This window comes from Micromonospora sp. NPDC048843, assembly GCF_040649965.1.
In the GTDB taxonomy this organism is placed as follows: Bacteria; Actinomycetota; Actinomycetes; order Mycobacteriales; family Micromonosporaceae; genus Micromonospora; species Micromonospora hortensis.
This window is the reverse complement of the sequence record NZ_JBEZGJ010000310.1, coordinates 1-4499: the sequence shown is the minus strand read 5'-3', so window position 1 is coordinate 4499 and position 4499 is coordinate 1. Positions and strand designations below refer to the sequence as shown.

Annotated in this window: 6 protein-coding genes; 2 read left to right on the top strand and 4 right to left on the bottom strand. The window is 65.8% G+C overall.

What is annotated here, in order from left to right:
* The first annotated feature begins 101 nt into the window (after positions 1-101).
* Entirely contained in the window at positions 102-1313 is a 1212-nt protein-coding gene (locus AB0C20_RS35300; protein ID WP_357191664.1) for a helix-turn-helix transcriptional regulator, read from the top strand.
* A 415-nt stretch (positions 1314-1728) separates the two neighbouring features.
* Here AB0C20_RS35300 and AB0C20_RS35295 read toward each other — a convergent pair whose 3' ends face one another.
* The 4 genes from AB0C20_RS35295 to AB0C20_RS35280 form a co-directional block, all read right to left on the bottom strand.
* Positions 1729-2073 (bottom strand): hypothetical protein, encoded by a 345-nt coding sequence (locus tag AB0C20_RS35295; protein ID WP_357191662.1) that lies wholly within the window; start codon positions 2071-2073, stop codon positions 1729-1731.
* Positions 2074-2321: 248 nt separating this feature from the next.
* Positions 2322-2522: a hypothetical protein gene (locus tag AB0C20_RS35290; protein WP_357569637.1), complete on the bottom strand. Its 201-nt coding sequence runs from the start codon at positions 2520-2522 to the stop codon at positions 2322-2324.
* 271 nt (positions 2523-2793) lie between these two features.
* On the bottom strand, positions 2794-3108 hold the full coding sequence (locus AB0C20_RS35285) for a hypothetical protein (protein WP_357569636.1): 315 nt from the start codon (positions 3106-3108) through the stop codon (positions 2794-2796).
* Between the two features lie 205 nt (positions 3109-3313).
* On the bottom strand, positions 3314-3898 hold the full coding sequence (locus AB0C20_RS35280; RefSeq protein WP_357191659.1) for a hypothetical protein: 585 nt from the start codon (positions 3896-3898) through the stop codon (positions 3314-3316).
* A 115-nt stretch (positions 3899-4013) separates the two neighbouring features.
* Between AB0C20_RS35280 and AB0C20_RS35275 the strand changes: the two genes are divergently transcribed.
* Positions 4014-4421, top strand: a complete 408-nt coding sequence (locus AB0C20_RS35275) for a nitroreductase family deazaflavin-dependent oxidoreductase (RefSeq protein WP_357569635.1) — start codon at positions 4014-4016, stop codon at positions 4419-4421.
* The last annotated feature ends 78 nt before the right edge of the window (positions 4422-4499 follow it).

Sequence of the window (4499 nt, the reverse complement as noted above, 5' to 3'; positions counted from 1 at the left end):
CGTGGCGTGTGAGGGGTAATGAGGCGACAGGCAGGCCGGTAGCGTTGGGGGAACAGCGACCTGGTGCCGACGGCGCGTCCCTCGCTACGAGGAGGTCCGGGATGGATTCTCTGCCGGAGTTGACTTTCGGGCAGCGGTTGAAGGTTTACCGGGAGCGGTCCGGGAAGACTCGTGCGGTGCTCGGAGGGTTGGTGGGTCGTAGCGCCGAGTGGGTCAAGGCAGTGGAGACCGATCGCATCCTGCCGCCGCGCATTCACATGCTGGATCGCATCGCGCGTGCTCTCAAGGTCGAGGTGGCTGCCTTGGTCGGGGAGTTGAGCGCCCGGTCTGCCGTGGTCAACGGGCCGGAGCATCCGGCGCTGGCGTCGGTCCGGGACGCGGTGAACCGCTTCGCAGTCTTCGACGAGGCTTCCCCGGAGTCGTTGACGGGCCTGAGGGAACGGCTTGCGATGGCATGGCGGGCACGCCATCAGTCGTCGGACCACCGTACGGTGCTGGGCGGACTGCTGCCGGGGCTGCTGCGCGATGTGCAGCGCGCCGCGTTGGCGTACGAGGGTGATGAGCGTCGGCAGGCTCAGGCCCTGCTGGCGGAGACGTTCGGGCTGACGCAGATGTTCCTTGCCTATCAACCCGCTGCCGAGTTGTTGTGGCGGGTCGCGGACCGAGCGATGGTGGCGGCGCAGGAGTCCGGCGACCCGGAGGCGGTGGCGTGCGCGGGATGGTTCCTGTGCCAGGTACATCGGGATGCCGGTGACTGGGACACCGCTATGGCAGTGACACTGGACCTCCTGTCGGCGCTGGAGCCGCGTACGGCCGACGGGAACACGAACCTGTTGGCGCTCTGGGGCGCGTTGAACTTCGAGGCTGCCTACACCGCCGCCCGTGCTGGCGAGGAAGGCCGGGCCTGGCGGTACTGGGACCGCGCGGATCGGGTGGCCCAGCGCCTGCCGCAGGGCTTCTATCAGCCGCAGACGTCGTTCTCACAGATCATCATGGGCGCTCACGCGGTGACCGTGGCGGTGGAGTTGCAGAAGTCCGGTGAGGCGGTGCGACAGGCCCGCCGTCATGATTCCGCGGCGATCCCGTCGAGGCCGCGCCGGGCACGCCATCTCATCGAGGTCGCGCGGGCGCACTACGGCAAGGACGACAAGGACGCGGCCGTGATGAGCCTCCGGCAGGCGTACGAGTCGGCCCCGGAGACGATCCGCTTCAACGGGTACGCCCGCCAGATCACCTTGGACCTGCTCGACGGCCCACGTTCCACTCGTGACGATGCCCGTGACCTTGCGATCAAGGTCGGGCTTCTCTCGTGATCCAGGGGTAGGAACCTTACCCATTCCGCTCCGCGACCCACCGTAGCTTCTTGCTCACGGGATGCGGCGGGCGGTGCGGTATTGCCTGGCCGCCGCGTCTCTCAGCTTCGAGGGCAGGAAGCCGTCCTCGTGCTCGAACGAGGATGGGCCAGGGAACCGAATTCCGCGCGGCCACGAGCCCGCGCTGCGTAGTGGAGCGCACGTCGGCCGCGTCGGCGAGCTGGCGGCCGTGGCGGGGTTGCACTTAGGGCGCCTCCGGCGGGCTCCGGCTCCAGGCTGGCCGGGGTTGCGTCGGCGGGTCACTGTCCATGGGTGGTTGGCGGTAGGCCGTCCCACTGTGGGTCGATGGCAGACGGGACGGCGAGGTGGTCGCTCCAGAATGGATGAGCGCGGGTGCTGCTCTGAGTCAACGAGTTCATCGCCGTGTCGAAGACCGTCGCCTGCGCCCCCTCTTGATCAGGGCACCGAACAAGCCGGCACACACAACCGAACAGACGGCCATGACTACCGCTGCGAATGGATCACTATTGGGGCCTGACAAAATTGTCACCGAGGAAATTCCGAACAAGATGACAAGAAAAGGTAACAACATGCGTGCCGCAGCACGGTGATGACGCCTATTGTGCATGGTGTCAATCCGCCGTTGCTCGGCACTGAGATCCTTCTCCCACGGGGTGTTGAAGGGCCAGTTGGCAAGCCAGGCCAATGCAGCCAGCCCTCCACCAACAAACAGCACAGTGGCGGCGGCTTTGAAGAACATGCTCTACCTCCATAAGTCGTCAGGCCAGGCGGAGCCGAAGGCATTGGTGAAGGGGTTATGGCCGGCGGGGCAATGGGCAATAAGGTGTGGTGTGATAGTGACTGGTAAGCCGTCGGCTGCCACCCGAGGTCAACGGCCCTAGGTCGCGGATGGGGACGGACCTCGCCAGACGAAGCGCTCAGAACTTGTAAGGGAGTCGTCCGGGTTCGCGCTGTGCCAGCGAGAGTTTCCCCGTGCCTGCCGCGAGCTTACTGCTCGGCCCAGTGGCGAAAGATCTCCTGCACCGCGGTGTGCCAGGGGACCCCGCCGTCGTCGTAGCCTTTCCCCGGGGCCCCGGTCGTCGAGTTGACAACGAGGGCTGCGAGCGACGGTTCACCGGCCTCGATACACAGGTCCGAAAGCTTGTCCAGCACTCGGCCCATGTGGGTGCCCAGGGCGACTCCCGTCATGCCTATCGCTAGACCCAGCTCCTTGTACGTCACCAGCGAGCGACGGCGAGCTGCCAGAATGAGAGCCGCCCGCGCTTGAAGGGCCTGCTGTCCTGTCTCTGTCGATGCCACATGGACATACTGCCGCCGTGATCTTCGCATCGAAAGGGGTGGCCAGGGATCCATGGCCAAGATTTGGATTATACGCCGAACGATCTAGGGGGTCAGGCTACGACTGCCTGGCCTTTTCGCTGCTCAGGGCACCTTCGCTCAACGCAGCGCAACTGCTTTCCTAAACTGTCTGTCGGTCGAGCTGGCTCGGATGTACCCGGAACAGGCGTTGTCCGTCCTCGGCTTCGACCCCGCACGGTGCGGTCGAGACGACGAGTGCCTCGTCATCTCGGCCGACGATGCTGCACATGATGTGGACAGGCGCAGGCAGGCGATCCTCAAGGCGCGACTTGTCAGCGGTGAAGACCGGGACCTTGTCGACGAAGTACCAGGACGTGCTGTTGACGTCGACGAGGCGTACCCGCACCCAGCCCGGGAAGTCGTGGCTGATCCACGAAACTGCTTCGCAGCGGAGGTGGGCCTCTTCGGGAGTCACGAATCGATCGTGCCGGGTGCCTGCGCCGGTGGCAATATTGCCGGACGCCCGCCGTCGCGGACGGATGGCGCAGCACGAGTTTGAGGACTGCACCGACTGAGTGGGTGGCGACCAGTGGTTGACCCTGCGATTGGCGACGCCCCGGTCGCGCGCTCTGCGTGACCGATCACGCGATCGGGCCCCGGGGCGTCCTCGCCGTCTGGGTCTAGGACGGGAACACCGTGCGGAGCACCTCGGAGACCAGTGGGCGCAGCTCTGGTGGGTTTGCTTCGAGGCGAAGGTTCAGCAGGGTGATGATGCGGCTGCGGACTCCCGGGTGGTCGTTGGCCAGGACTATGCGCAGGCCGGTTTCTTGGAAGGCATGCCGCAGGTCGGCGCACGGATCGTCTTCGGCGTCGCTGCCCGTGACGCGCAGGTACGAGCAGTACCAGGCGTCGGCCGCGCCGATGATCTCGTAGTCGGTTCCCGTTCGGAGATATTCGAGCAGCCTGGTCTGGACGCGTCGGCGGCCGAAAGCAGCGAGCGCTGGTCTGATGTGTCGTTGGGTGTGACTTGGGTCAGGTTCGTAGACGGCTGCGAGCATCAGCGGTTCGAACAACCCCACCGGCTGCGGTGGTACCGCCTCCCGCATGATCATCAGGGCCACCCTGCATTGCCAATGCCGCCGGGCCTGCGGGTCGTTCCGCTCGTCGCCGGAAGGTGCCAGCGGCGCCGCGAGGTTGAGCAGGTCGAGTACGTCGACAAGAGACCGCTCGTACCGGTCATAGCGCTCGAAGCGACCCTCGTCCACGGCCGAGACTCTACGTCGGCGCATGTGGCGACCACAGCCTGCGCATGCAAGCAGTGGGCGCCGGAGACTGTCAGAATCGTGATGACGGAGCCGGTGCGCGGATGCGGGGAGAAGCATGAGCGACTTCAACGACAAGATCATCGCGGAGTTTCGCGCCAACGGCGGGCAGGTTGGCGGTCAGTTCGCCGGCGCCCCGCTGCTGCTGTTGCACACGGTCGGTGCCAAGAGCGGCCAGCCTCGCGTGAACCCGATGATGTACCAGAAGGTGGACGGCGGTTATGCCGTGTTCGCGTCCAAGGGCGGTGCGCCTACCAATCCGGACTGGTACTACAACCTGCTCGCTCACCCGAAGGTCCATGCGGAGATCGGTACGGACAAGTTCGAGTTGGTCGCGAGAGTTGCCGTCGGTGACGAGCGGGAACGGATCTGGAGCCCGTTGAAGGTCGCTTATCCAGGCTTCGCCGACTACGAGCGGAAGACCACCCGCGAGATCCCGGTCGTCGTACTGGAACCTGCGCGGTAGGCAGAGACGGCACAACTGATCTGATGCGTGGATCCGTGGGGGGGGGGGGGGGCCCCCCCCGCCCCCCAATGGGGACGG

Excerpts from the sequence above, each read along its gene's own strand:
- AB0C20_RS35300 (WP_357191664.1), top strand. The coding sequence starts at position 102 with ATGGATTCTCTGCCGGAGTTGACTTTCGGGCAGCGGTTGAAGGTTTAC.
- AB0C20_RS35290 (WP_357569637.1), bottom strand. The coding sequence starts at position 2,522 with ATGACGGGAGTCGCCCTGGGCACCCACATGGGCCGAGTGCTGGACAAG.
- AB0C20_RS35275 (WP_357569635.1), top strand. The coding sequence starts at position 4,014 with ATGAGCGACTTCAACGACAAGATCATCGCGGAGTTTCGCGCCAACGGC.
- AB0C20_RS35295 (WP_357191662.1), bottom strand. The coding sequence starts at position 2,073 with ATGTTCTTCAAAGCCGCCGCCACTGTGCTGTTTGTTGGTGGAGGGCTG.